The sequence below is a fragment of the Shinella sp. WSC3-e genome (assembly GCF_945994535.1).
Lineage (GTDB): Bacteria > Pseudomonadota > Alphaproteobacteria > Rhizobiales > Rhizobiaceae > Shinella > Shinella yambaruensis.
On record NZ_OZ000531.1, the window covers coordinates 644,034 to 668,710 of the forward strand.

23 protein-coding genes are annotated in these 24,677 nt (G+C 66.8%); 10 read left to right on the plus strand and 13 right to left on the minus strand.

Features of this window, described 5'->3' with window-relative positions; genetic code table 11:
• The first annotated feature begins 3 nt into the window (after positions 1 to 3).
• From maiA to AABF56_RS26165, 3 genes are read left to right on the plus strand one after another with little or no spacing between them, the layout of a single operon-like run.
• Positions 4 to 648, plus strand: coding sequence for a maleylacetoacetate isomerase (maiA, locus tag AABF56_RS26155; RefSeq protein WP_272808127.1), 645 nt, complete (start codon positions 4 to 6; stop codon positions 646 to 648).
• Between the two features lie 57 nt (positions 649 to 705).
• A complete protein-coding gene (locus tag AABF56_RS26160; RefSeq protein WP_272808126.1) occupies positions 706 to 948 on the plus strand; it encodes a type II toxin-antitoxin system VapB family antitoxin in 243 nt (80 codons plus the stop codon).
• Entirely contained in the window at positions 948 to 1,343 is a 396-nt protein-coding gene (locus AABF56_RS26165; RefSeq protein WP_272808125.1) for a type II toxin-antitoxin system VapC family toxin, read from the plus strand. The genes AABF56_RS26160 and AABF56_RS26165 overlap by 1 nt, the downstream gene beginning before the upstream one ends.
• A 35-nt stretch (positions 1,344 to 1,378) precedes the next feature.
• Here the strand turns inward: AABF56_RS26165 and AABF56_RS26170 are convergent, their stop codons facing one another.
• Both AABF56_RS26170 and AABF56_RS26175 read right to left on the minus strand, forming a co-directional pair.
• Positions 1,379 to 2,860 carry an NAD-dependent succinate-semialdehyde dehydrogenase gene (locus AABF56_RS26170; RefSeq protein WP_272808124.1) on the minus strand — a complete coding sequence of 494 codons (1,482 nt, stop codon included), beginning with the start codon at positions 2,858 to 2,860 and terminating at the stop codon, positions 1,379 to 1,381.
• Between the two features lie 95 nt (positions 2,861 to 2,955).
• Positions 2,956 to 4,233, minus strand: coding sequence for a 4-aminobutyrate--2-oxoglutarate transaminase (locus tag AABF56_RS26175; RefSeq protein ID WP_272808123.1), 1,278 nt, complete (start codon positions 4,231 to 4,233; stop codon positions 2,956 to 2,958).
• A gap of 237 nt (positions 4,234 to 4,470) precedes the next feature.
• Here AABF56_RS26175 and AABF56_RS26180 point away from each other — a divergent pair, with 237 nt between their 5' ends.
• Complete coding sequence (locus AABF56_RS26180; protein ID WP_244766150.1) at positions 4,471 to 5,286, plus strand: MerR family transcriptional regulator; 816 nt, start codon at positions 4,471 to 4,473, stop codon at positions 5,284 to 5,286.
• Between the two features lie 32 nt (positions 5,287 to 5,318).
• On the opposite strand, the gene AABF56_RS26185 is transcribed toward AABF56_RS26180, so the two are convergent.
• Positions 5,319 to 5,504 carry a hypothetical protein gene (locus tag AABF56_RS26185; protein WP_244766149.1) on the minus strand — a complete coding sequence of 62 codons (186 nt, stop codon included), beginning with the start codon at positions 5,502 to 5,504 and terminating at the stop codon, positions 5,319 to 5,321.
• Here AABF56_RS26185 and AABF56_RS26190 point away from each other — a divergent pair.
• From AABF56_RS26190 to AABF56_RS26200, 3 genes are all read left to right on the plus strand, one after another.
• Entirely contained in the window at positions 5,488 to 6,336 is an 849-nt protein-coding gene (locus AABF56_RS26190; RefSeq protein WP_272808122.1) for a MetQ/NlpA family ABC transporter substrate-binding protein, read from the plus strand. The genes AABF56_RS26185 and AABF56_RS26190 overlap by 17 nt on opposite strands.
• An 84-nt stretch (positions 6,337 to 6,420) precedes the next feature.
• Positions 6,421 to 7,491, plus strand: a complete 1,071-nt coding sequence (locus tag AABF56_RS26195) for a methionine ABC transporter ATP-binding protein (protein WP_272808121.1) — start codon at positions 6,421 to 6,423, stop codon at positions 7,489 to 7,491.
• Positions 7,472 to 8,128 (plus strand): methionine ABC transporter permease, encoded by a 657-nt coding sequence (locus tag AABF56_RS26200; RefSeq protein WP_064332778.1) that lies wholly within the window; start codon positions 7,472 to 7,474, stop codon positions 8,126 to 8,128. The genes AABF56_RS26195 and AABF56_RS26200 overlap by 20 nt, the downstream gene beginning before the upstream one ends.
• 208 nt (positions 8,129 to 8,336) lie before the next feature.
• On the opposite strand, the gene AABF56_RS26205 is transcribed toward AABF56_RS26200, so the two are convergent.
• From AABF56_RS26205 to tauA, 3 genes are all read right to left on the minus strand, one after another.
• Positions 8,337 to 9,179, minus strand: a complete 843-nt coding sequence (locus AABF56_RS26205) for an ABC transporter permease subunit (RefSeq protein WP_272808120.1) — start codon at positions 9,177 to 9,179, stop codon at positions 8,337 to 8,339.
• Complete coding sequence (locus AABF56_RS26210) at positions 9,176 to 9,982, minus strand: taurine ABC transporter ATP-binding protein (protein ID WP_272808119.1); 807 nt, start codon at positions 9,980 to 9,982, stop codon at positions 9,176 to 9,178. The genes AABF56_RS26205 and AABF56_RS26210 overlap by 4 nt, the downstream gene beginning before the upstream one ends.
• 193 nt (positions 9,983 to 10,175) lie before the next feature.
• A complete protein-coding gene (gene tauA / locus AABF56_RS26215) occupies positions 10,176 to 11,180 on the minus strand; it encodes a taurine ABC transporter substrate-binding protein (protein ID WP_272808118.1) in 1,005 nt (334 codons plus the stop codon).
• Positions 11,181 to 11,678: 498 nt separating this feature from the next.
• Here tauA and AABF56_RS26220 point away from each other — a divergent pair, with 498 nt between their 5' ends.
• Positions 11,679 to 12,143, plus strand: coding sequence for an RrF2 family transcriptional regulator (locus tag AABF56_RS26220; protein WP_244766143.1), 465 nt, complete (start codon positions 11,679 to 11,681; stop codon positions 12,141 to 12,143).
• A gap of 460 nt (positions 12,144 to 12,603) precedes the next feature.
• On the opposite strand, the gene AABF56_RS26225 is transcribed toward AABF56_RS26220, so the two are convergent.
• The 4 genes from AABF56_RS26225 to AABF56_RS26240 form a co-directional block, all read right to left on the minus strand.
• Positions 12,604 to 13,686, minus strand: coding sequence for an acyl-CoA dehydrogenase family protein (locus tag AABF56_RS26225; protein WP_272808117.1), 1,083 nt, complete (start codon positions 13,684 to 13,686; stop codon positions 12,604 to 12,606).
• Between the two features lie 200 nt (positions 13,687 to 13,886).
• On the minus strand, positions 13,887 to 15,290 hold the full coding sequence (gene lpdA / locus AABF56_RS26230) for a dihydrolipoyl dehydrogenase (protein WP_272808116.1): 1,404 nt from the start codon (positions 15,288 to 15,290) through the stop codon (positions 13,887 to 13,889).
• On the minus strand, positions 15,287 to 16,474 hold the full coding sequence (locus AABF56_RS26235; protein ID WP_272808115.1) for a dihydrolipoamide acetyltransferase family protein: 1,188 nt from the start codon (positions 16,472 to 16,474) through the stop codon (positions 15,287 to 15,289). Before AABF56_RS26235 ends, lpdA begins: the two co-directional genes overlap by 4 nt.
• 15 nt (positions 16,475 to 16,489) lie before the next feature.
• On the minus strand, positions 16,490 to 18,580 hold the full coding sequence (locus AABF56_RS26240; RefSeq protein WP_272808114.1) for a transketolase C-terminal domain-containing protein: 2,091 nt from the start codon (positions 18,578 to 18,580) through the stop codon (positions 16,490 to 16,492).
• Between the two features lie 122 nt (positions 18,581 to 18,702).
• Between AABF56_RS26240 and AABF56_RS26245 the strand changes: the two genes are divergently transcribed.
• Positions 18,703 to 19,170 (plus strand): Lrp/AsnC family transcriptional regulator, encoded by a 468-nt coding sequence (locus AABF56_RS26245; protein WP_272808113.1) that lies wholly within the window; start codon positions 18,703 to 18,705, stop codon positions 19,168 to 19,170.
• Between the two features lie 12 nt (positions 19,171 to 19,182).
• On the opposite strand, the gene AABF56_RS26250 is transcribed toward AABF56_RS26245, so the two are convergent.
• Positions 19,183 to 20,088: a DMT family transporter gene (locus AABF56_RS26250; RefSeq protein ID WP_272808112.1), complete on the minus strand. Its 906-nt coding sequence runs from the start codon at positions 20,086 to 20,088 to the stop codon at positions 19,183 to 19,185.
• A 168-nt stretch (positions 20,089 to 20,256) separates the two neighbouring features.
• Between AABF56_RS26250 and AABF56_RS26255 the strand changes: the two genes are divergently transcribed.
• Entirely contained in the window at positions 20,257 to 22,041 is a 1,785-nt protein-coding gene (locus AABF56_RS26255; protein WP_272808111.1) for an IlvD/Edd family dehydratase, read from the plus strand.
• Between the two features lie 36 nt (positions 22,042 to 22,077).
• Here the strand turns inward: AABF56_RS26255 and AABF56_RS26260 are convergent, their stop codons facing one another.
• Together AABF56_RS26260 and AABF56_RS26265 are read right to left on the minus strand one after the other, a co-directional pair.
• On the minus strand, positions 22,078 to 22,971 hold the full coding sequence (locus AABF56_RS26260; RefSeq protein ID WP_443021193.1) for a DMT family transporter: 894 nt from the start codon (positions 22,969 to 22,971) through the stop codon (positions 22,078 to 22,080).
• A gap of 272 nt (positions 22,972 to 23,243) precedes the next feature.
• A complete protein-coding gene (locus AABF56_RS26265) occupies positions 23,244 to 24,677 on the minus strand; it encodes an aldehyde dehydrogenase family protein (protein WP_272808109.1) in 1,434 nt (477 codons plus the stop codon).

Consider the following 24,677-nt stretch of genomic DNA (forward strand, 5'->3'; position numbering starts at 1 on the left):
CCGGTGCAGGACGAGATCATCCTCTACGACTACTGGCGGTCCTCCGCCAGCTATCGCGTGCGCATCGCGCTGGAAAGCCTCGGTCTTGCCTATCGGCGCAAGTCCATCGACCTTCTGGCCGGACAGCAACGGTCGCCGGAGCACCGCGCCCGCAACCCGCAGGGCCTCGTGCCGGCGCTGTCGATCGACGGGCACACGCTGACGCAGTCGCTGGCGATCATCGAATACCTCGCCGAAACGCGCCCCGAGGCGCGTTTCCTGCCCGCCGATCCGCTCGGCCGGCAGCGGGTGCGCACGCTCTCCTATGCCATCGCCATGGAAATCCACGCCGTCTGCAACACGGGTGTCATCGGCCATGTCATGACGCTCACGGGGGGAGGGGAGGAGACCCGCGTCGACTGGATGAAGAAATTCATCGGCGAGGGTCTTCTCGCTGTCGAGAAACTCCTCGACGCCCCGGCAACCGGCGCCTTCTGCCATGGCGACACGCTCACCATGGCGGATTTCTGCCTCGTCCCGCAGGTCTACAATGCCGAGCGCTGGGGCGTCGACCTGTCGGGTCTCGAACGGGTGCGGCGCATCGCCGAAACCTGCCGCGCCCTCCCGGCCTTCCAGGCCGCGCATCCTGACGCGGTGAAGCCGGCCTGATCTTTCAGGCAAGGTGCCGGCGTGGTATATATACCTTCGAACGAGGAAGGATATACCATGCCGCTCTATGTCAAGGACCAGGAGGTCGTCCGGCTTGCCGAACGGCTGTCCACGCTGCGCAAGGTCAGCAAGACCGAGGCGGTGCGGCAGGCGCTGGTGCATGAATTGCAGCGCGCGGAAAGCGAGCCGACGCTGGTCGAGAAGGCCAAGGCCTTCGTTCGCGACCTGGATGCGAAATATCCCAAGAAAGGGCCGCCCGCGGACAAGGCCTTCATCGACAGTCTCTATGAGGACAATTGATGTTCGTCGATGCGTCGGCGCTCGTTGCGATCCTGGCTTCAGAAGAGGGTGCCGATGCACTTCTGGCGCGGCTTCAACAGGCAGACATCCGGTACACATCACCCATGGCGGTTTGGGAGACGTCCCTCGCGCTGGCCCGTGAACGTCAGATAGCGCCGACCGACGCGCTTCAGCTCGTCACAGATTTCCTCACGCTGCTTTCCATCGCGGTCGAGCCAATCGATCGACGCGTGGGGGATCTGGCGGTCATCGTCCATCAACGTTTCGGCAAGGGCCGCCATCCCGCAAGCCTCAACTTCGGCGACTGCTTTGCCTATGCCTGCGCAAGACAGTTCGACGTCCCGCTGCTCTACAAGGGCGACGACTTTCCGCAGACGGATATCGAGACCGCATGAGGACCGCCCCGCTGACGCGGGGCGATCCGGTGTCATCAGGCGACGTCGCCCATGCAGACATATTTCAGTTCGAGATAATCGTCGGCGCCATGGGCGGAGCCCTCGCGGCCGAGACCGGACTGCTTGATGCCGCCGAAGGGCGCGGCCTCGGAGGAGATGAGGCCGGTATTGACGCCGACCATGCCGTATTCCAGCGCTTCCGCCACCTTCCAGACCTTCTTGAGGTCACCGGCGAAGAAGTAGGCGGCAAGGCCGAATTCGGTGTCGTTCGCCTGCTCGATCACGTCCTCGACGGTATCGAAGCGGAAGAGCGGGGCGACCGGACCGAAGGTCTCCTCGCGGGCGACCGTCATGCCGCGGGCGACGTTCTTCAGCACGGTCGGCTGGAAGAATGTGCCCTTGCCCTCGACGCGCTTGCCGCCGGCCACCACCGAGGCGCCCTTGGAGACGGCATCGGCGATGTGCGCCTCGACCTTGTCGATCGCGGCTTCCTCGATCAGCGGGCCGATGGTCGTGCCCTTGTCGAAGCCGTCGCCGACCGAAAGCTCGGCGACCTTCTTCGCCAGCTTCTCGGCAAAGACGTCATAGACGTTCGACTGCACATAGAGACGGTTGGCGCACACGCAGGTCTGGCCCGCATTGCGATATTTCGAGGCCATGGCCCCTTCCACGGCCGCGTCGATATTCGCGTCGTCGAAGACGATGAAGGGCGCATTGCCGCCGAGTTCCAGGCTCACCTTCTTGATCTGGTCGGAGCACTGGCGCATCAGGATGCGGCCGACCTCCGTCGAGCCCGTGAAGGAGATTTTCCGGACCTTCGGATTGTAGCAGAGCTCCTTGCCGATCGCCGGGCCGTCCGTGCCGAGGATGATGTTGAAGACGCCTGCGGGAAGGCCGGCCTTTTCGGCGAGCACGGCAAGGGCGATGGCGGAAAGCGGCGTCTGCTCGGCCGGCTTGGAGACCACCGTGCAGCCGACGGCGAGCGCCGGCGCCACCTTGCGGGCGATCATCGCGGCCGGGAAGTTCCACGGCGTGATCGTGCCGACGACGCCGACCGGCTGCTTGATGACCAGCATGCGCTTGTCGATCGACGGGGCGGGGATCGTCTCGCCGTTGATGCGCTTAGCCTCTTCCGCATACCATTCGACATAGGAGGCGGCGTAGAGGATTTCGCCCTTGGCTTCCGGCAGCGGCTTGCCCATTTCGGCGGTGAGGATCGCGGCCAGCTCGTCCGCGTTCGCGACGATCAGGTCGTTCCACTTGCGCAGGAGGGTGCTGCGGTCCTTGGCCGGGCGGGCGGCCCAGGCCTGCTGCGCCGCATGGGCGGCGTCGATGGCCGCGGCCGTTTCGCCGGCGCCCATTTCCGGCAGCGTCGCGAGTTTCTCGCCGGTGGCCGGGTTGAAGACGTCGAAGGTCGCGGCGCCGTTGCCGCCGATCCAGTTGCCGTTGACATAGCCGGCATCGCGCAGGAATTCGGTCGACTTCAGGTGCCGGGTGAGCGCATCGTAGAAAGCCATGGTGTCCTTCCTTTCGGACATGGAAGGCCGTTCACCCGGAGCTGAGCTCCGGGTGTCGCCTTGGGAGGATGTGTATCGGTGTTGCGCGACGCCGGTCAGGCGGCGCGGGCTTCGATCATCGCGCTTTCGAGAATGTCGAGCGCTTCGGCGAACACCTCGTCCTGGATGGTGATCGGCGCGAGGAAGCGGATGACATTGCCGTGCACGCCGCAGGTCAAGAGGATCAGGCCTTTTTCGAGGGCCTTCAGGCGTACCTTGTTGGCGAACTCGGCGCTCGGCTGCTTCGTCGAAACGTCGTTGAACTCGACGGCGTTCATGAAGCCCGGGCCGCGGATGTCGACGATCTCGGGAACCTTGTCCTGCAGCGAGGCGAGGCGCTGCTTGAGGCGGGCACCGAGGTTTTCGGCGCGGTTGCAGAGGTCCTCGTCCTTGATGACGTCGAGAACGGCATGAGCCGCCGCAACGCCGATCGGGCTGCCGGCATAGGTGCCGCCGAGGCCGCCCGGGCCGGGCGCGTCCATGATCTCCGCGCGGCCGGTGACGGCCGCGATCGGGAAGCCGCCGCCGAGGCCCTTGGCCATGGTCATGATGTCGGCCGCGATGCCGTAGTGCTCCATGGCGAACAGCTTGCCGGTGCGGGCAAAGCCGGTCTGCACCTCATCGGCGATGAGCAGGATGCCGTGCTGGTCGCAGATCTCGCGCAGCGCCTTCATGAAATTGACGGGAACCGGATAGAAGCCGCCTTCGCCCTGCACCGGCTCGACGATGATCGCCGCGACGCGGTTCGGATCGACATCGGCGGCAAAGAGCTTCTTCAGCACGCCGAGCGACTGCTCGACGGTCGTGCCGTGCATCTCGACCGGGAAGGGCGCATGGAAGACGTCGCCCGGCATGGCGCCGAAGCCGACCTTGTAGGGCACGACCTTGCCGGTCAGCGCCATGCCCATGAAGGTGCGTCCGTGGAAGCCGCCGGAAAAGGCGATGACGGCCTGCCGGCCGGTGGCGGCGCGGGCGATCTTCACGGCGTTCTCGACAGCTTCCGCGCCGGTCGTGACGAAGATCGTCTTCTTGGCGAAGTTGCCGGGGGTGATGGCGTTCAGGCGCTCGGCGAGCTCGACATAGTTCTCGTAGGGCACGACCTGGTGGCAGGTGTGGGTGAAACGGTCGAGCTGGTTCTTGACGGCCTCGATGACGCGCGGATGGCGGTGGCCGGTGTTGACGACGGCGATGCCGGCGGCAAAGTCGATATAGCGATTGCCTTCCTTGTCCCAGATCTCCGCATTCTCCGCACGGTCGGCGTAGATCTGCGTGGTCATGCCGACGCCGCGCGAGATGGCGGCGTTCTTGCGGTCTGTGAGGGGCGTTGCGGTCATGGCGCTATCCTGAATCTGGAGGCTTCTGATAATGGAGCTTTCACGCAGTTCCGGACGCTCGCACTTTGCCGGAACCGCATTAACTTGCATTTTTTCTGCAAGTCTCAAGTGGAATTCCTACATTTTTTCTGCAAGAATGCAACGGGCATTTTACGGCGGCGACGCGACGGTTTTTCGAGCCGGCCACCGTCGTCGGAATGCTATAGAGAACACTACACAGAATCAGGGATTGGCGCGATGGGTTCGCAAGAACCGGTGCACTACAAGGTGGCGGAGGCCGCGCGGCTTGCCGGCGTTTCGGCCTCCACGCTCAGGCTTTGGGAAACGCAGGGCCTCGTCGTTCCGGGGCGCTCCGAAACCGGCCATCGCCAGTACAGCGCCGACGACGTCGCGCGGCTGAAGCGCATTGCCTGGTACAGGACCGAGCGCGGCCTCAACCCGGCCGCCATCCGCGAGGCGCTCGAGGCAGAGGAACCCGCCAACGATACTCCGTCCTCCGAGGGCGAGGCGCACCAGGGCGTCGGGCGCAAGCTGCGGAGCCTGCGCCATGCCGCCGGCAAGACGCTCGACCAGGTGGCGGGCGATATCGGCGTCGCGACGTCGGTGCTCTCCACCTTCGAGCGCACCTCGCAGGGCGTGACCTTTCGCGTGCTGCACGACCTTGCCGACTATTACGGCACGACCGTCTCGAAACTTTCCGGCGAGGAGGAACAGGAAAACCGTTCGGTCGTGCGGGCAGGGGAGTGGAAGTTCTGGCCCGAGACCTCTCCCGGCGTCACCATCCAGGTGCTGGCCGACGGGCGCAACATGATGGACTGCCACCGCTTCGTGCTCGCGCCCGGCGCCTCCTCCGACGGCGCCTACAAGCATGAGGGCGAGGAATTCGTCCACGTCCTCTCCGGCCGCATCGAAATGGTCCTCGACGGCCACGAATTCCACGATCTAGGTCCCGGTGACAGCCTCTATTTCGAAAGCTGCCGCCGCCACGCCTGGCGCAACCGCCACGACGGCGAAACCGTGCTGATCTGGATCAACACGCCGCCGACCTTCTAGGCTGCGTTGGGCATCCGGCATAGTTCACAATTTCAGTAGAAAATATTTTCCGCCTCGCCTCGATTTCCCGGAGCGAAAATTTCCGTTTCCGCCTGCCCAACAAACCGCCATTCGTTGTCCACAAAAGCGGCATTTGCGATTTTACGGGCAGAAACAGCGATGTTTCGCAGCCGATCCTCCCAATCGCGAAAGCAGGCCAGCATGTCGAAAACCAACAAGAAACTTCTCGCAAGCACTCTCTTCACCCGCCGCGCCGCCCTTGCGGCCCTTGCGGTGGCAGCCGCCGCCGTCTCCACCTTCTCGCTTCCCGCACCCGGCCTTGCCGAGGACAAGAAGGAGCTGAAGGTCGGCATCATCTCCGGCGAGGACGAGGATGTCTGGCGCGTCGTGATCGCGGAAGCCGCCAAGAAGGGCCTCACCATCGAGGCGGTCGTCTTCAACGACTATACCCAGCCGAACGAGGCGCTTGCCCGCGGCGAGATCGATGCCAACGCCTTCCAGCATCTTCCCTATCTGGAAAACCAGGTCCAGCAGCACGGCTACAAGATCGTTCCGGTCGGCTACACGGCCGTCTGGCCGATCGGCCTCTACTCCAAGAAGCACGCCAAGGTCGCCGACCTTCCGGACGGCGCCGCCATCGGCGTGCCGAACGACCCGTCCAACGAGGGCCGGGCGCTGCGCGTTCTCCAGAACGAAGGCCTGATCAAGCTGAAGGACGGCACCGGCATCCTCGCCACGATCGCCGACATCGCCGAAAACCCGAAGAACCTCGAGATCAAGGAACTCGATGCCGGCATCGTCGGTCGCTCGGTCGATGACCTCGACGCGGCGATCGTCAACACCGACTGGGCGCTGAAGAGCGGTCTCACCCCGGAAAACCGCATCGCGCAGGAGCCGGTCGACGATAACCCGTACCGCAACTTCATCGCCGTGCGCGAGGAATCGAAGGACGAGCCCTGGGTCAAGCCGCTGGTCGAAGCCTACCAGAACGATGTCGTGAAGGCGGAGTTCGACCGGGTCTACAAGGGCACGGGCATCAGCGCCTACTAAGGCCGCCATCCAACCAGCAAGACAGCTCGCGATGCGCCTCCGGCCGCCGCGGGCTGTCTCGCCGTTTCCGGAATGGAACCGCAAATGAACACCCATGTGACAAGACAGCTGGCCGAGGCCGCCGCGCGGGAAGACGATGTCGTCCGTCTTGCCGACGTGCGCCGCCGCTTCGGCGCGACCGCGGCGCTGGACGGCGTTTCGCTCACGGTGCGCCGCGGCGAGATCCTCGGCATCATCGGCCGCAGCGGCGCGGGCAAGTCGACGCTCATCCGCTGCCTCAACGGCCTCGAACGGCCGGACAGCGGCAGCATCGCGATCGAAGGCCGCGAGATCACCGGCCTTGGCGAGGCCGAGCTGCAGCCGCTGCGCCGCCGCATCGGCATGATCTTCCAGCATTTCAACCTGCTCTCGGCCAAGACCGTCGAGGAGAATGTCGCCCTGCCGCTGAAGATCGAGGGCTGGACGAAGGCGAAGCGTCTGGCGCGCGCGGCCGAACTCATCGACCTCGTCGGCCTCAAGGGCAAGGCGAAGGCCTATCCGTCGGAGCTATCCGGCGGCCAGAAGCAGCGCGTCGGCATTGCCCGGGCGCTCGCCGCAAGCCCGGCGCTGCTGCTTTCCGACGAGGCGACCTCGGCCCTCGACCCGGAAACGACCCGCGCGATCCTCACGCTGCTGAAGGACATCAACCGCAAGCTCGGTCTCACCATCCTGCTCATCACCCACGAGATGGAGGTGGTGCGCTCCATCGCCGACCGCGTGACGGTGCTCGATGCCGGCCGCATCGTCGAGGAGGGGCCGGTCTGGCAGGTCTTCGCGATGCCGCAGGCGCAGACGACGAAGAGCCTGCTCAGCGGCATTCGCCCGCAGCTGCCCACCCATATCACCCGTAAGCTTGTCGCGGACGTAACAGGCGAGGCCATCCTTGGCGTCGACATTGCCGGCCCCGCGGCCACCGGCCCGCTCTTCCAGCAGCTTTCCGCCGAACTTCCGGATGGCTACCGGCTGGTCCATGGCGGCGTCGACCATATCCAGGAACAGGCGGTCGGCCGTTTCTTCATCGCCGTGCCGGCCGAGGCCGCCGCGCGTTTCACAACCCTGGCAGAGCGCTTCGGCGCGCAGGTGGAGGTCCTCGGCCATGTCGCCGGTCATGCTTGAACTTCTCGTCCGCTCGCTGTGGGAAACCGTCGTCATGACGGCCGCCTCCGGCGTCATCTCGCTCGTCTTCGGCCTGCCGCTCGGCCTTGCGCTGGTCGCCACCGCGCGCGGCGGCATTGCGGAAAACCTCTGGATCAACCGTGTGCTGGGCGCCGTCATCAACGGTTTCCGTTCCGTGCCCTTCATCATCCTGCTGGTGGCGCTCATTCCGGTCACGCGTTTTATCGTCGGCACGTCGATCGGCACCTGGGCGGCCATCGTGCCGCTCGCCATCGCCGCGACGCCCTACTATGCGCGCATCGCCGAGGTTTCCCTGCGTGAAGTCGATCGCGGCCTGATCGAGGCGGTGCGGGCGATGGGCGGCAACCGCTGGACCATCGTGCGCGAGGTGCTGATCCCCGAAGCGCTGCCCGGCATCGTCGCGGGCTTCACCGTCACGCTCGTCACGCTGATCGGCGCCTCCGCCATGGCCGGCGCCATCGGCGCGGGCGGCCTCGGCGACCTGGCCATCCGCTACGGCTACCAGCGCTTCGAGACCTCGGTGATGGTGGCTGTGGTCGCCGTGCTGATCGTGCTCGTCTGCGGCATCCAGTGGCTGGGCGACCGCCTGACGGCCCGTCTCGATCATCGCGGATGAGGCCAGAGGGCGGCCAAGTCCTCCTCCGTCATCCTCGGGCTTGACCCGAGGAGCCATGCCACAAACTCAACATGTACCGTGACGCGTGGATCCTCGGGTCAAGCCCGAGGATGACGATTGGCGGATGGGGCGATGCATGTCACCAAACCGGCGGCACCCCTTCCAAATCACGAAGCGGCCGTCTCGATTTCGTGCCTCGCCCGATCCCTCAACGATGCGCCGCCCAGGGCACCAGGCGCCGCTCGATCTGCCGGGCGACATATTCCAGCAGGATGGCGATCAGCGCGATGACGACGATGCCGGCGATCACGATGTCGGTAACGAGGAACTGCGCCGCCGACTGGATCATGAAGCCGATGCCGCTCGTCGCGGCCACCAGTTCGGCCGCCACCAGCGTCGTCCAGCCCGCGCCGAGCGCGATGCGCACGCCGGTGAGGATCGACGGCACGGCGCTCGGCAGCACCACCTCGCGCAGCACCTGCCGCCGGCTCGCCCCGAGCGAACGGGCGGCATTGACATGGTCCTTCGAGACCCCGCGCACGCCGGCTGAGGTCGACAGGATGATCGAGGGCAGCATGGAAAGCGCGATCACCGTGATCTTCGAGGCTTCGCCGATGCCGACCCAGATGATGATCAGCGGCAGGTAGGCGAGGGGCGGCAGCGGCCGCAGGAATTCCACGATCGGGTCGAGAATGCCGCGGCCGAGACGGCTTGTGCCGATGGCGATGCCGGCAGGAATGCCGATGAGGATGGAGGCGATGAGGGCGCCGAAGATGCGATAGAGGCTGGCGCCGACATGCTCGGCCAGCGTCGCATCGACGAAGCCCGTGACGACGAGATTGTAGAGGGCGAGCACGACCTGGCGCGGCGAGGGCAGGAAGACCGGCGAGACGAGGGCATAGGCGGAGGCGAGCCCCCAGGCGGCGATGATCACGCCGATGGTGATGGCCGAGATGACGGCGACCGGCAGCGGCCGCGCTTTCAGCGGGCGTTCCGCCTCCCCCTTTTCCGCCACCTGCGGCAGGGTCTCGATGTCGGTCGAAAGTGTCATGCGGCGATCTCCTCTTCCGCGGAGGCGTGGATAAGGCCGGTCAGGCCGGCATGCATGCGCTTGAAGATCGGCGAGGCCTTCACGGCGGCGACCGAGGCGCCGTTCAACACTTCGGCATTGAAGTCCGCCTCGATCTCGGCGGTCAGGCGGCCCGGATTGGGCGACAGCACGACGATGCGCGTGCCGAGCAGCAGCGCCTCCTCGATGCTGTGCGTGATGAGCAGCGCGCCCGCCCCGCTTTCCGCCTTGATGCGCAGCAGGAACTCCTGCATGCGCGTGCGGGTGAGGGCGTCGAGCGCGCCGAGCGGCTCGTCGAGCAACAGGAAACGCGGTTCGGCGGCCAGCGCCCGCGCAATGCCGACCCGCTGGCGCATGCCGCCGGAGAGCTCCCAGATGCGCCGGTCGCCGGCATCCGCAAGGCCGACGCGGGCGAGAAGCTGCTCCGCCCGCGCGCGGCGCTCGGCAAGCGGCACGCCCTTCAGCTTGAAGGGAAGGGCGATATTGTCCCTGGCGTCGAGCCAGGGATAGAGCGCATCGTCCTGGAAGACGACCGCGCGGTCGGCGCTCGGCCCGTCGACGGGCACGCCGTCCACGGTAATGGTGCCGGCGGTCGGTTCCAGGAAACCGGCGGCGAGATTGAGCAGGCTCGTCTTGCCGGAGCCGGAGCGCCCGATGACGGCGACCAGCTCGTGCGAGGCGACCTGCAGGTTGATGCCGTCGAGGACCAGTTTTTCGCCGGCGCCGGCGCGGCCCGCCCTCGGCGGATAACGCAGCGAAACATTGCGGAATGTCAGCGTGCTCATGAAACCTCCAGGAGCGTGGAGCCACTTGGAACGTTCCGCTTCCCGAAGCGCGAAAACACTCCAACCTTTTGTTTTTCCGCAATTCCGGGTGCAAAACCGCTTCGCACTTCTGCTGGAATTGCTCTGGCGGGCAATGGCCCGACAGCGCGGATCACGCTGCCGGGCCCTTCCGCCGCAGGATTGTTTCGCCCGATCAGTAGGCGAGCTTCGTCGCGTCCGTCACCCAGCGGGTGGAGACGTAGGGCGTGTAGTCGGAGAGCGCGGCCGGGATCTTGCCCTGCTCCAGCAGGAAGGCCGACGTATCGGCCACCGCCTTCACCGTGCCGCCGCCGAGCAGCGCCTCGCCGGCCTGCTCTTCCAGCGTCGGGAAGATGTAGCCCTTGAGGAGCGCCGGCACCTCGTCCTGCTTGGCCCCGGTCAGGCGCGCGATCTTCTCGGCTTCCGGCGAGGCGGCGTTCCAGTCCTCGGGATTGGCGCGATAGGCCGCCGTCGCATCGCCCGTCACCTTCACGAAGGCCGTCACGACATCCGGATGCGCCTCGGCGAATGTCTTGCTGACGATCCAGGCGTCGAAGGTCGGGCCGCCCCATTCGGCGACGTCCGCCGAGGTGGCGAGCACCGTGCCGCTCTTCTTCAGCTGCGCCAGCACCGGATCCCAGACATAGGCGCCGTCGATGTCGCCGCGCTCCCAGGCGGCCGCGATTTCCGGCGGACGCAGGTTGAGGATTTCCACCGACTTGGGATCGACCTTCCAGTGCTTCAGCGCCGTCAGCAGGCTGTAATGCGCGGTGGAGACGAAAGGCGTCGCAATCTTCTTGCCGGCAAGATCCTCCGGCTTCTCGATGGATTTCACGGCAAGCGCCTCGGCCTCGCTGATGAGGCCGACGACGAAGATCGTCTCGATCGGCAGCTCGCGGCTGGAGGCGGCGGCCAGCGGCGAGGAGCCGACATAGCCGATATCCAGCGAGCCCGACGCGATGGCGGCGATCACGTCGGCGCCGCCGTCGAATTTCTGCCAGTTGATCTTGGCGCCCGTCACCTTCTCGTAGGTGCCGTCGGCCTGCGGCACGCGGGAGGGCTCTACGATCGGCTGGTAGCCGATGTTCAGCGTCACCTCCTCGGCAAAAGCGGTGGTGAAGGATGCGGCAAGGGCAAGGGCGGCCGTCGCGGCAAGCAGGGTTCTGCGGGTCGTGCTCATGGGTCTCTCCTCAAAAATCCGTCGCCCGGGATCTGCCGCGGGCCGATGATTCAAGGCTATATATTCAATAAATTTAGTAGAGAAATATTCGCCTCAATTTGGCGGCGTCTTTGCGATTGGTTTTGCGTTTTCCGGCAGTGTGATTGAAACGAGTCGCATGCCCGCCGAAAGTCAGCGCAAGGCTCCGCAAAACGAAGGACGGGCAGAAAAGGCCCATCGAAGCAAAAAATGGTGCCAAATGGGCACGCCCGGGCGGAAAAACCGCATAAGCGCTTGGCAAAAATACCCAATTTCCTTGCCGTAACGCTGATAAATAAATTACATTGTTTTTATATGTTTTTCGCACTTCGGTGCCAAGAATGAGCCAGAATCACCCGTCATGGGTGAACCGATCGATCTTCCCGAGGACGACGGACGGAAACCGAGCGGGACGCGATGCGCGTTCGCGCAGCCGGGCATATCCGGTGATGCACATATGCTGATGGAAAGCAGGCCGACATGCTGACGAAAAAGGGAAAATATGGACTGAAGGCCCTGGTGGACCTGGCCCGGCTGGCGCCTGGCCAAACCGCTTTCGTCAGCGAGATCGCGCTTCGCAACAACATTCCGAAGAAGTTCCTCGACACGATCCTCCTGGAACTGCGCAATGCCGGCATGCTTCGCTCCAAGAAGGGGCCGGGCGGCGGCTATTCGCTCTCGCATCCCGCGTCGGAGATCCGCATCGGCCACGCCATCCGCGTGCTCGACGGTCCCTTGGCGCCGATCCGTTGCGCGAGCCGCACGGCCTATGAAGCCTGCGAGGACTGCGCCGATCCGGAAGCCTGTCAGGTCCGCCGCGCCATGACCGACGTGCGCGACGCCATCGCCGCCATCCTCGACACGATGACCCTCGAACAGTTCGTCGCCGTGCCCGGTGCCAGCGCGATGATCGAAGAGGAAGAGCTGGAAAAGCGCGTCGGATAAACCGCGCGCTTTCACCGCCCTCGACCGGACCGGGCTGCAGCGGCAGGGCGGGGAACTTTTTCCTCGCGGCGCTCGCATCGACGGTGAACCTTCCGCCAGATCGTGCCAAGCCATCGGGCGCCCATTCAGACGATACCGAAACGGTAGCCTTTCGCATCGCGCGGGCGACGTCCCTCGATCCGTGAGGGCAATCGCATATGGAATTCAACTTTGCCGCTCCTTCCTTCTCCCCCGCGGGGAGAAGGTGGCCCGAAGGGTCGGATGAGGGGGTGGCTCGGACGGTTCGGTTGCGCCTTCAGCCCCCCCTTCATCCGCCTGCCGGCACCTTCTCCTCGCAGGGGAGAAGGGGATGGGGCAGCGCTTTCCCTCCATAGGCGATGGACGTCTCGCGATTCATGGGGAGCCGCGAGCACACGGAGGGGCTGCTGCAAAACCGCCGCACGCCGTTCCGCAACGTGCCTCAGCCTTCCTGCTCCGGCGGATGCGGATGCCCCTGGCGCCGCAGCCTGCCGCTTTCCCGCAGGGCGGCGGCCAGAGACGGCGGCAAGTCTGCCGGCTGCGCGTTCCGGTCCGCCGCCATGCGCACATGGCCCGCGGCCTCGTGCGCCACGGCGAGGGCGGCGGTGGCGGCGAGGAAGGCGTTCGTCCGGTGCTGGTCCGCAAGGCCGATCTGGGCCGCGTCGATGGCGCGACCGGCTTCGGCCATCATGGCCTGCGCGGCGGCGAGACGGGCGGACAGCAGCCCGATATCGCGGGTATCGTCGTGGTCTGAGGCCAGCCGGCGCTCGAATGCACGCCGGCCGCCGCCGAGCTGCCGGGCGGCTTCGAGAAGAAGCTCGAGCGACTGCGGCACCGCCGCCTCGACGGGCGGATGCAGCACCGCGTCCGCATCGACGGCAACGTCCTTGAAGAGAACGTGCTCGGCGGAGGGGGCGGCCCTGTCCACCGGCTCGCAACTGTTGGCGACATAGTGCAGGCCCTCGATGCGCGTCGCCAGCAGGACGCCCGCCATCCGGCCGCCGTCGCTACGCGCCGGCACGAGCAGCCAGTCCGCATGGCGGGTGCAGGGCGTACAGAGCGCTTCGCCGCTCAGACGCCAGGCAAGGCCGCTTGCGGCAAGCGGCAGGGCGTCGGCATCCTGCCCGTTGCGCCGGGCTGTCGCCCGGCAGAGCCGGGCACCGGCAAGGGCGGCGGAAAACACCACGGAGCGGTGGCCGTCCGTGCCGTAGCTGCGCAGCTGCTCCAGCGCCACGAAATGGGCGGCCAGGATATCGGCCAGCGTTGTCGACTGCGCGGCGGCGGCGGCACAGACATCCGCGAGCACGGTGTTGGAAACGTCGATGCCGCCGTGCTCGGTCGGCACGGAGATGCCGAACAGGCCGGAACGGGAGAGGAGATCGAGACGGGCCTGCGCTGTCTGCGCCGCATCCCCGTTCGCGAAAATGCCGGCAATCGTGCCGGCAACGGTCAACGCCTCGTCTTCGCTGCCGATGACGGCGGCGGTTCGCGACGGACGGTCGAGCGCTGATGAAATCATACCCATGTCGTCTGCTCCTCGCGGATTGGCGTTTCAGGGCGCACAGGCTTAACCGGTCAAAAAGATCACATTCTATAGAGATTGTATAGATTGATTTTCACGCGACGATCCCGTCGGCGGACCGTACGGTATCACGAACCAAGGCGATCGCCTCCCGAAAATTTCGCCGTGCCGCCGCACGCTTTCGGCAAGGACCGCGCCGTCGCTCAACGATGAATGGCCGCTCCGAAAAAGCCGAGGGCGGCCTCCTTGACCGCCTCGCTGTGCGTCGGGTGGGCGTGGCAGGTATAGGCGATATCCTCCGCCGTCGCGCCGAACTCCATCGCCTGGGCGACCTCGGCGATCATCGTGCCGGCCATCGTCCCGACCATATGGGCGCCGAGCACGACGCCGCTCGCCTCCTCTGCCAGCAGCTTGACGAACCCCTCCGTGCCGCCGCTCGCCTTCGCCCGGCTGTTGGCGCTCATCGGGAAGGTCGAGGCGTGATAGGCGATCCCCTCCGCCGTCAGCATCTGCTCGGTCCGGCCGACGGAAGCCACCTCCGGATCGGTGTAGACGACCACCGGGACGATGGCGGGATTGACCATGCCGGGCCGGCCGGCGAGCCGCTCGGCAACGGCGATGCCCTCGTCCTCCGCCCGGTGGGCCAGCATGGGCCCGCGCGTCACGTCGCCGATCGCGTGGATCCCGTCCGCTCCCGTCCGCCCACACGCATCGACCGGTATGAAACCGCCCGCATCCGGGGTGATGCCGACCGTCTCCAGCCCGAGATCGCCCGTGTTCGGCCGCCGCCCCGTGGCGACCAGCACGACGTCGGCCGCCAGCGCCGACGCCTTGCCGTCCGCCCCCTTCAGCTGCAGGGTGGCGCCGTCCTCGCGGATATCGGCACTGGCAACGGCGGTCGAGGCGAGGATCGTCATGCCCTGGCGCGCCAGGAGCTGCGTCATCGTCGCGCGGATATCGGCATCCATGCCGGGCAGGATGCCGTCGGCCACTTCCACGATCGTCACTTGAGCGCCAAGACGCCGCCAGACCGAGCCCAGCTCAAGGCCGATCACCCCGCCGCCGATGACGGCGAGCCGTTCGGGTATGCGGGGGAGGGACAGCGCGCCGGACGAATCGACCACGACCCCGGCTTCGTTGTCCGCCGGCACGCCGGCCAGCGCCGCCGGCAGCGAGCCCGTGGCAATGACGATCGCCGACGCGGCGAACATCCTGCCGTCGATATCGACGCGCCCCGGCCCGGCAAGGCGCGCGCGCCCCGGCAGGCGGGCGACGCCGTTCTTGCGGAACAGGAAATCGATGCCGCCCGCCAGCGAGGCGACGGTCGCCTCCTTGCGCGCCATCAGCCGTGCGAGGTCGATGGAGACCGGCCCGGTGTCGATGCCGAAGCCGGCCATATGGCCATCGCGGGCGAGCTCCAGCAGATGCGTCGCATGCAGCAGCGTCTTGGAGGGAATGCAGCCGACATTGAGGCAGGTGCCGCCGAGCGTCGGCCGCGCCTCGACGCAGGCCGCCTTCAGGCCGAGTTGCGCAGCGCGGATCGCACAGGCATAGCCGCCGGGACCGCCGCCGATCACCAGCACGTCATAGTCGCCGGAAACATTCATTGCGGCCAGCCTTCCAGCGCCGCGACGAAGCGGGTGAGCCATGTATTGGTCTGGTGGCCGTCGAGCGCGCGGTGGTCGATGGTCAGCGAGACATAGGCCATGGGCCGGATCTGGATCGTATCGATGCCGTCGACCTCGCGCACCACCACGCGCTTTTCCAGCTTGCCGACGCCGAGGATCGCCGATTGCGGCTGGTTGATGATGATGGGCGTGGCGAGAAGCGAGCCGGAGACACCGTGGTTGGAGATGGTGAAGGTGCCGCCGCGCATGTCGGCCGGCGTCAGCGTCTTCGCCCGGGCGCGGGCCGTGAGGTCCTGCAAGCGCGCCGCGATGCCTGAAAGCGAAAGGTCCTGCGCCGCGCGGATGACGGGCACCACCAGCCCGTCATTGCCGAGCGCCGTGCCGATGCCGATATTGACGTCGTCGAACACCTCAAGGCGGTCATCGAACCAGCGGCTGTTGACCTCCGGCACCGCCTTCATCGCCGCCACGCAGGCCGAGACGATGTAGGCCGTGTAGGAGAGCGGCACGCCGGACGCGGCAAAGGCCTGCCGGTTCATCTCGCGGTGCCGCATGACGGCGGTGAAATCCGCCTCGAACACCGCCGTGACATGCGGCGTGGTGGAGACGGACATCTGCATGTGCTCGGCGATGGCAAGCCGCATCGGCGAATGCCGGATCGCCCGCGAGCCTCCTTCGACAGGCGTCGTCTCCGGCCTGGATGGCGTGACGGGCTCCGGCGAAGGCCGCGCCCCGCGCGCCGCCTCGTGCGCGGCATCCATGTCGGCCCGCGTCACCCGCCCGCCCTTGCCGGAGCCGTCTACCGTCGCGGGGTCGATGCCGTATTCCTCCGCCGCACGCCGCACGGCCGGTGAATAATGGGCCGCGGCCGCCGGCATCCTCCTGGGTTCCGGCCGGGCGGCAGCGACAACGGGCTCGGAGGCTGCAGCCTCTTCCTGCCGGATCCGGCCGAGCACGGCGCCGGGTTCGGCCTTTTCGCCGCCCTGCATCAGGATCTCGCTAAGGATGCCGGCGACGGGGGCGGGGATCTCCTGCGTCACCTTGTCGGTTTCGAGCTCCACGAGCGGATCGTCGGGCGCCACCCTCTCGCCCACCGCCTTCAGCCAGTTGCGCACGACCGCCTTGGTGCCCTCCTGCTCGACAGGCGCGAGAACGTCGATCATCACCCCCGCCATCGTTCAGAACTCCAGCAGGGCATCGATCTTGGCCCGGATCCGCCCCGCCGAGGGCACCGCCCAGTCGAGCAGGACCGGATTGTGCGGGCTCGGAATGTCGGGCATCGTCAGCCGCGAGACGGGCGCATCGAGATCCATGAAGGCCTCGTCGGCAACGACGGCGGCGATCTCCGCGCCGAAGCCGGCGGTGCCGAGATCCTCGTGCACGATGAGGCAGCGGCGCGTGCGCCGGACGGAGGACAGCACCGCCTCCCTGTCCCAAGGCATCAGGGTGCGCAGGTCGATGACATCGGCGGAAACACCCTCCGCCGCGTCCTCGCAGCGATGCACCATGGCGCCCCAGGTGACAAGCGTGATCGCCTCGCCGCGGCGCGTGAAACTCGCCTTGCCGAAGGGCAACGCGAAATCGTCGCCCGGATAGGGCCGCCGCGCCCAGGCATGATCCAGCATGGCGCGGTGCTCGAAGAAGATCACCGGATCGTTGCCGCGAAGGCCGGTGCGCAGCAGCCCGACCGCATCGGCGGCATTGGAGGGGACGGCCACCTTCCAGCCGGGCTGGTGCACGAAGGCCACCTCGTTCGTCTGGCTGTGCCAGGGGTCGCCGCATTTGAAATAGCCGCCGGGCATGCGCAGCACCATCGGCGCGGCAAAGCGGTTGTTGGTGCGCCAGCGGATCGTGCCGCAATCGTTGATCTGCTCGGTGGCGGGCTCGGCATATTTGCGGAACTGGATCTCCGGCACCGGCATCAGCCCCGCCAGCGCCATGCCCACCGCCCGGCCGACAATGCCTTCCTCCGAGAGCGACGTATCGAACACCCGCGCGCGGCCGAACTTTTCCTGGAGGCCGAGCGTGACCGCATGCACGCCCCCCTTGAGGCCGATATCCTCGCCGAACAGCACGACGCGCTCGTTGATCGAAAGCTCGTGGTCGAGCGTGCGGCGGATGGCGGTGACCATGTTGATGCGCTGGCCTTCAGATGCCGCCACCGTGGTGGTTTGCGGCGGCGTGTAGCCATGGCACACCTGCCCGCCCATCACCTGCACCTCGCCCTCGAAGAAGACATGCCGCGTCACCGTCTCGGGAACGGCGGCCGGGCGGGCCTCGGCAGCAATGCGCGCGGTTTCCGCCGCCTTTCTTGCATCCGCATCGGCCGCCACCCATTCCGCCTCGCTGAGCACGGCCGGCACGACATAGTCCTTCAGGCGCGGCAGCGGGTCCCGCGCCCATTCGCTGCGCACGACCGCCTCGCTCTTGTAGGCCTGCGTATCCTGGAAACTGTGGCCCTGAAGGCGCGGCACGGTAAGGCGCAGCAGCGCCGGCGCGCGCGCCTCGCGCACATGCTCGACCGCAGCGGCGGTCAGCCGGGCGGCAGCGGCCGGATCGGTGCCGTCGCCCTCGAAGATCGTCAGGTTCTGCCAGCCGGAAAGGTTGGCCGCGATATTGCCGCCGGGCGTCTGGATCGTCGAGGGAACGGAGATGCCGTAGCCGTTGTCCTCGATGTAGAACAGCATCGGCAGGGTCTGCGTGGTGGCGATGGTCAGCGCCGACCAGAAGCCGTTCGAGGCGACCGAGCCGTCGCCGCCGAGCACCACGGCGATGCTCCGTTCGTAGTCCGTCTTGCCCAGCGTCTCGGCATAATATTTCACCGCCTGTGCCCAGCCGGCCGTCGGCGTATACTGCGCCCCGACGCCGCCGCACATCGGCAGGGCGGAGGCGCCGTCGCGGTTCGGATGGTTGAAGACGACGCCGATGTCGCGCCCGTCGGAATAGCCGCCGGCCCGGCCCATGGCGGAACCGAGCGCATCCGCGGGATCGACGCCGAGCGAAAGCAGCAGCGGGCGGGAGCGGTAATAGCCGCAGGTCGCGTCATGCCGGTCGGTCAGCAGGCAGCCGAGCATGATCTGCGCCATGTCGTGGCCGCGCGCGGAAAACTGGTAGAGCACCTTCTTTTCCGGCACGAGACGGGTTTCCTCCATCTCGTCCAGCGCGCGCGACAGATGCAAGAGATAGGCGACGCGCTTCCAGTCGACGGTATCGTCCGGCGCATTCCTGGCAGCGGACCTGACGACGGTTTTGAGTGCGACCTGCGCCATGGTTTCCTCCCGCAGATATACAATGGTGGAAAGTATAGGCCGCTTCAGCCGAAAAATCGTTTCAAACAGGTGGTTTTTTGCGATAGAAATGAAACATACCCATCACATTCATGGGATTTCCGATGAGTTCCATTCAGCTTGACGCCATCGACAAGAAGATCCTGAAGGTGCTGCAGCGGCGGGGCGACATCAGCCATGCGGCGCTCGCCGAAGAGGTGGGCGCTTCCAGCGCCTCCTGCTGGCGGCGCATCAAGGCGCTGGAGGAGGCTGGCGTGCTCGGCCCGACCGTGCGGCTGCTCGATCCCGACCGCATCGGCCGCGGCCTCAACGTCTTCTGCCAGGTGCGCATGAAATCGCACGATCCGGGGGCCCGGCGCGATTTCGAGCGTTTCGTGCAGACCCATGAGGAGGTGCTGGAATGCTATTCCATGTCCGGCGAATGGGATTACCTGATCCGCGTCGTGGTCAAGGACGTGCGGGATTACGAACAATTGCTGATGCAGGCGATCCTGACGCATGAGGCGGTGGCAAACTCCTCCTCGCATTTCGCGCTGAAGAGCGTGAAATACACAACGGAACTGCCGCTGTGACGGGTCGGCCGCTCAGGCGCGGCCGCGGCGCTTCAGATGCTGCTCGCGGAAGAAGATGAAGAGGCCGGAGGCGACGATGAAGCCGGCGCCGACCAGCATGGCCGGGCGCGGCGCGTCGCCGAAGAACATCCAGCCGAAGATGACGGCCCAGAGCAGCAGCGAATATTGCAGCGGCACGACGGTCGCCGCATCCGCCAGCTTCAGCGAGCGGTTGACCAGCATGTGCGCGCTCATCGCCACGATGCCGAGCAGGCTGAGGAGGCCGAAATCGACGCCGCTGACCGGCGCCCAGCCGGTCGGGTCGGCAAGGCACCAGACGCCGGCGAAGATCGCCGCGCCCGCCACCTGCCAGAAGACCAGCGTCGTGTCCGGCGCCGCGCGCAGCGTGCGGCCGAGCACCATGGCGAAGCTGAAGGCGAGGCTGCCGGCAAGCGCGATGAGGGCCGGCAGGGTGAACGTGTCCTTCGACGGCTCCAGCGCGATCACCACGCCGACGAAGCCGACGATGATCGCCGTCCAGCGCCGCCAGCCCACCTTTTCGCCGAGCAGAAGCGGCGACATGGCGGCGACGTAGATCGGCGCGGCGAGCCAGTAGGTCATGGCGTCGGCAAGCGGCATGTAGGCGACGGCGAAGTAGAAGCCGGAGGCCTCGAAGGCGAAGAGGCCGGACCGCAGGAGATGCAGCTTCGGCCGCTCTACGTCCACTAGCCGGCGCCAGCCGACCTTCCAGAAGAACGGCGCGAGCACCACCATCGCGGCGAGGCTGCGGATCAGCATGAGCTGGCCGACGGAATAGGTCGCGACGAGCCATTTGCCGAGCACGTCGTTCAGCGAGAACATCACCATGCCGAGCAGCATCAGGAGCACGCCGAGGCGGGCGGTGCCCGTAGCGGGGGAGGAGGCGGTGATGTCGGTCATGACGGGAACCCGGGAACTGAGATGGAAGGGCTGTGACACATTCCGCCCGGCCGATCCAGTCAGCAATATTGATAGCTGCATAAAGCAACGCACTGCATCGCCGGCCGGTTGATTGCACGAGGCGGCGGTGGAAGAGTGCGCCTCGATATTCTTGGCGAGGTTCATTTCATGACGGACGAAAAGATGGGCAAACGGCGGCTGCGCTCTCAGGACTGGTTCGACAACCGCGAGCATGTCGACATGGCGGCACTCTATCTCGAGCGCTTCATGAACTACGGCATCACGCCGGAGGAGCTGCGGTCCGGCAAGCCGGTGATCGGCATCGCCCAGAGCGGCAGCGACCTGACCCCCTGCAACCGCCACCATGTCGAGCTCGCCCGGCGCGTGCGCGACGGCATCCGCGATGCCGGCGGCATCCCGATCGAATTCCCGACCCACCCGATCTTCGAGAACTGCAAGCGGCCGACGGCGGCGCTCGACCGCAACCTCGCCTATCTCGGCCTCGTCGAGATCCTCTACGGCTACCCGCTCGACGGCGTCGTCCTGACGACGGGCTGCGACAAGACCACGCCCTCGGCGCTGATGGCCGCCTCCACGGTCGATATTCCCGCGATCGTGCTCTCCGGCGGACCGATGCTCGACGGCTGGCACGAGGGCGACCTCGTCGGCTCCGGCACGGTGATCTGGCGCGCGCGCCGCAAGCTCGCCGCCGGCACGATCGACGAGGAGGAATTCCTGCAGTCGGCAATGGACTCGGCACCCTCCATCGGCCATTGCAACACGATGGGCACCGCCTCGACGATGAACGCACTCGCCGAGGCGCTCGGCATGTCGCTGACCGGCTGCGCGGCCATCCCCGCCGCGTACCGCGAACGCGGCCAGATGGCCTATCGCACCGGCCGGCGCGCGGTGGAGCTGGTGCTGGAGGATATCCGCCCCTCGTCGATCCTGACGCGGAAGGCCTTCCTCAACGCGATCCGCGTCAACTCGGCCATCGGCGGCTCGACCAACGCCCAGCCGCATCTGATGGCGATGGCGAAACATGCCGGCGTGGAGCTGGAACCCGAGGACTGGCAGGTGCACGGCTACGACATCCCGCTGCTTGCCGACGTGCAGCCGGCCGGCCGTTTCCTCGGCGAACGCTTCCACCGGGCCGGCGGCGTGCCGGCGATCATGCGCGAGCTGCTCGATGCGGGAAAGCTCGACGGCGACTGTCCGACCGTGACGGGGCGCAGCATGGCGGAAAACCTCGAAGGGCGCGCGGCCAGCGACCGCGAGGTCATCCGCCCCTATGGCGAGCCGCTGAGGGAGCGGGCGGGATTCCTCGTCCTGAAGGGCAACCTCTTCGACTTCGCCATCATGAAGACCTCGGTCATCTCGCAGGAATTCCGCGCGCGCTACCTGAGCGAGCCGGGCCGCGAGGGCATCTTCGAGGGGAGGGCGGTTGTCTTCGACGGCTCGGAGGACTACCACAGGCGCATCAACGATCCGGCGCTCGGCATTGACGAGCGCACCATCCTCGTCATCCGCGGCGCGGGGCCGCTCGGCTGGCCGGGCTCGGCCGAGGTGGTCAACATGCAGCCGCCGGACCATCTGCTCAAGCGCGGCATCACCAGCCTGCCGACGATCGGCGACGGGCGCCAGTCCGGTACGGCGGACAGCCCGTCGATCCTCAACGCCTCGCCGGAAAGCGCCGCCGGCGGCGGTCTCGCCTTCCTGCGCACCGGCGACGTCATCCGCATCGACCTCACGCAGGGGCGGTGCGACATGCTGGTGGAGGCGGCGGAGATCGAACGGCGCAAGGCGGACGGCATTCCGCCGGTGCCGGCCGATGCGACGCCCTGGCAGCGGATCTACCGCAGGACCGTCACCCAGCTCTCGGACGGCGCGGTCATCGACGGCGCGGCCGATTTCCGCGGGATCGCCCAGACGCCGCCGCGGCACAATCACTAACCATATCCGGTCGCCGGACAGGCCGGAGGCCGAACGCTATCCGCGGCGGGCGACGAGGATGCCGGCAAGCACGATCGCCCCGCCGACCGCCTGCATCGCACCGACGGGCTCGGCGAGCACGATCCAGGCGAGGATGGCGGCGACGACCGGCTGCAGCAGCAGCGTCAGCGAGGAGAAGGCCGTCGGCAGATAGGCGAGCGCATAGGTGACGAGGCCCTGCCCGCCGACATGGCTGATGAAGGCAAGGCCGAACAGCATGGCCCAGCCGAAGAGCGTGGCGGGCACCATGTCGACCTCGAAGAACAATGCGACAGGCAGGATGCAGATGACCGCGGAAAGGGTCGTCCAGACCATGATGCGCAGCGTGGAGAACCGCGAGCGGACATGGCCGAGCGACAGCATGTAGCAGGCGTAGAAGAAGGCCGCGACGATGGACGTCGCATCGCCGGCGAGTTGCCCGCCGCCGAGCGCCGACGGCCCGCCCTTCAGGACGAGCACGCCGATCAGCGCCAGCCCGAGGCCCGCCAGGAAGACCGGCGTGATGCGCGTGCGAAAGAGCAGCCAGGAGCCGAGCGTCACGAAGACCGGCGCCAGATTGGCCAGGAGCGTCGCATTGGCGACGGAGGTCATGTGCAGCGACAGGTGCCAGGCGGCAAGGTCGGCGGCGAGGAACACGCCCGGCAGCAGCAGGAAGAGGTGGTCGCGCGGCCCCGCCGGCCGCTCCTCGCCCTGCTTCGTCGCCCGCCAGAGCAGCACGAACGGCAGCAGGGCCAGCGCGACGCGCCAGAAGGCCGTCGCCATCGGCCCGATTTCGGAGAGGCGCACGAAGATCGGCGAACCGCCGATGGCGACCCCGCCGGCGAGGAGGGCGATCAGGGCAAGGCGGCTTTTCGGGGAGGCGGTAATCGGCGACAAGGCGGCGGTCCGGATATCAGTCGTGGCAGCGAGCTATCAGACCGCCTCCGCTTCAACCAGACGGGCAGCGCTAATTTAGAGGAAAAGTTTGGGGCATGTGAAAAGACGGCGCCCTTTCGGCACCCCGCAATGCCAAAGCCCACCCGCTTTCTCAGCCGGCAATACTCACCCAGCCTCTCCTCCGTCATGGTCGGGCTTGACCCGACCATCCACGCTCCGGTCACGCCGGTGGATCCTCGGGTCAAGCCCGAGGATGACGTCTTTCTTTGTGGGCGCCGCCGCGCGCCTCAGGCCGCGTCCGGCCGGTGCACCGTCTTCACCTCGAGGAAATCCTCCAGGCCGAAGAGACCGCCCTCGCGGCCGTTACCGGACTGCTTGTAGCCGCCGAACGGGCTGCCGTAGCGGTGCGGCCCCCCGTTGATGTGCACCATGCCGGCGCGAAGGCGGGCGGCGACGCGCTCGGCGCGCTCCGGATCGCCGGTCTGGAGATAGGCGGCAAGGCCGTAGGCGGTGTCGTTGGCGATCGCGATCGCCTCTTCTTCCGTGTCGAAGGGCATGATCGAGAGCACCGGGCCGAACACTTCCTCGCGCGCGATGCGCATGTCGTTGTTGACGTCGGCGAAGATCGTCGGCTTGACGAAGTAGCCGGTCTCGAAGCCCTCCGGCTTGCCCGGGCCGCCGACCAGCACGCGCGCGCCCTCGGCAACGCCCGCCTCGATCAGCGCCTGCACGCGGCCGAACTGGATGTGCGAGACGAGCGGGCCGATATGCTCGCCTTCCTCCTCCGGATTGCCGACCTTGGCTTCCTTCCCCGTACGCTCGGCGATCTCGACCACCTTGTCATAGACCGAGCGCTCGACCAGCATGCGGGTCGGCGCATCGCAGGACTGGCCGGAATTGTTGAAGCACTCGCGCACGCTGCCGGCGACGCGGTCTTCGAGGTCCGCATCGGCGAAGACGAGGTTCGGCGACTTGCCGCCGAGCTCCAGCGTCACGCGCTTGACCGTATCGGCCGCGTCCTTGCTGACGGCGATGCCGGCACGGGTGGAGCCGGTAAAGGACATCATGTCGACGTCCCTGTGCCTGGAAAGCGCCGCGCCGCATTCGGGACCGTCGCCGTTGACGAGGTTGAACGTGCCGGCCGGGAAGCCTGCCTCATGCACCATCTCCGCATAGAGAAGGGCGTTGAGCGGGGTGAATTCGGACGGCTTCAGCACGCAGGTCGAGCCCGTCGCCAGCGCCGGAACCACCTTCAGCGCGATCTGGTTGATCGGCCAGTTCCAGGGCGTGATGAGGCCGCAGACGCCGATCGGCTCGCGGCGCACCACGTCGCCGTTCGCCAGCACCTCGCGGCTCTTCAGCCGCTTCAGCCCGTCGATGAAGCCCTGCAGGTGGCCGACGCCGACATCTGCCTGCTGCTCGGTGCTCATGGTGATCGGCGCGCCGAGCTCCTGCGTGATGGTGCGCGCCATCTCCTCATAGCGGCGCTTGTAGATCTCGAGCAGCTTTTCGAGCAGCGCCAGGCGCTCCTCGACGCTGGTCTGGCTGTAGGTCGCGAAAGCCTTCTTGGCAGCGGCAACGGCGCGGTCGATATCGGCGGCGGTGCCCATGGAGATGACCGCGATCGGCTGTTCCGTCGCCGGGTTGATCACCGGAAGGTCGTTGGGCTTCAGCGGGTCCACCCACTGGCCGTCGATGTAGAACTTGCGCTTGTCGAGCAT